This is a genomic window from Streptomyces sp. NPDC058469 (assembly GCF_042721125.1).
GTDB lineage: Bacteria > Actinomycetota > Actinomycetes > Streptomycetales > Streptomycetaceae > Streptomyces.
Window position 1 is genome coordinate 1 of the sequence record NZ_JBHXME010000361.1, and the last position, 1,379, is coordinate 1,379.

The 1,379-nt window shown below is 68.2% G+C and carries 1 protein-coding gene and 1 pseudogene; both read left to right on the plus strand.

The genetic code is table 11. The features are described from left to right. Nucleotides 1–301 precede the first annotated feature (301 nt). Nucleotides 302–466 (plus strand): annotated as a pseudogene (locus ACFWP5_RS52450) (ISAs1 family transposase); the annotation flags it as partial. Nucleotides 467–719: 253 nt separating this feature from the next. Then, nucleotides 720–1,346, plus strand: a complete 627-nt coding sequence (locus tag ACFWP5_RS52455) for an ISAs1 family transposase (protein ID WP_384174554.1) — start codon at nucleotides 720–722, stop codon at nucleotides 1,344–1,346. Nucleotides 1,347–1,379 lie beyond the last annotated feature (33 nt).

Sequence of the window (1,379 nt, forward strand, 5' to 3'; positions counted from 1 at the left end):
CAGGGGCTGTTGCATGATCAGTTCTGTCCGGAACATCGGGCAGGTTCGCAGTTGGGGTGGGACACCCCGGTTCGGGCGGGGGCGAACGCAGTGCAGGCACGGTCCCAGTGATCATGTGAGTGTCGAAGTCCCATGAACACTTGGTGAGTCCGTGCCTGCTTCTCCATCTTCTCTCATGCCCTCCGGCCTGGACCAATTGGCCCAGGCCACTGCACCGGCCTCGTTGACGGGCGCACTGTGTCTGTCGCAGTTCCTGGGGACGATGCCCGACCTGCGAGGTCTTCGCGGATGCCGCTACCTGATGTCCGCCCTGCTCACGGCGGCCGCGGCGAGTGTCCTGGCCGGTGCCCGCCCGCTGACCGCGATCACGGAATGGATCACTCATGCCCCGGCCTGGGCCTGCCGGGCCCTCGGATTCCCCGTCGACCGGCTGACCGGCATCGTGTCCGTCCCGCACCCTCACACCCTGCGCCGCCTGATGGTCCAGCTCGACGGCGACGCCCCAGACCGCGCGATCGGCGCCTTCCTGGCCGCCCGCGCCACCCCGGCCGGCCCTGGACTGCGGGCGATCGCGGTCGACGGGAAGGCCCTGCGCGGCTCGCGCACAGCCACGGCCACGCACGTCATCCTGCTCGCCGCGATGGACCACGCCGGCAGCGTTCTTGCCCAGCGTCAGATCGCTGACAAGAGCAACGAAATCCCCGCCTTCCAGCACCTGCTTGGACAGCATCGATCTCACTGGCACCGTGATCACCGCCGATGCCCTGCACACTCAGCACGCCCACGGCACCTACCTCCGTACCCGCGGCACCCACCACATCGCAAAAAAACAGGTCAAGGCCAACCACCCCACACTGTTCGACCGCGTCCGCCGCCTGCCCTGGCAGGAGATCGCCCTCGACCACTACGAGCGCACCCACGCCCACCACCGCAAGGAGGTCCGACGCCTCAAGACCGCATCCTTCGCGCACATCGACTGGCCCGACGCCCGCCAGGCCCTCCAAGCCGTGCGCCGGCACGCGGACTTCACCAGCGGAAAACTCACCATCGAGCGTGTCTACCTGATCACCAGCCTGCCGCCGGGAGCCGCGAGCGGCGCTCAGCCCGCCGCATGGACCAGAGGACACTGGAAGATCGAAAATCTTCTGCACCATGTCCGGGACCGCACCTTCCGCGAGGACGACTCCAAGATCCATACCGGCCGCCTCCCGCGCATCATGGCCGGCCTGCGCAATCTCGCCATCGGCATCCACCGCCAGGACGGTCGCACCAACATCGCCGCCGCGCTACGTCACACCGCCCGCGACTGCCGCCGCTCCCTGACCGCCCTCGGCCTCACCGGATGAACCCGGACAGAATCGACCATGCAACGGACCCTG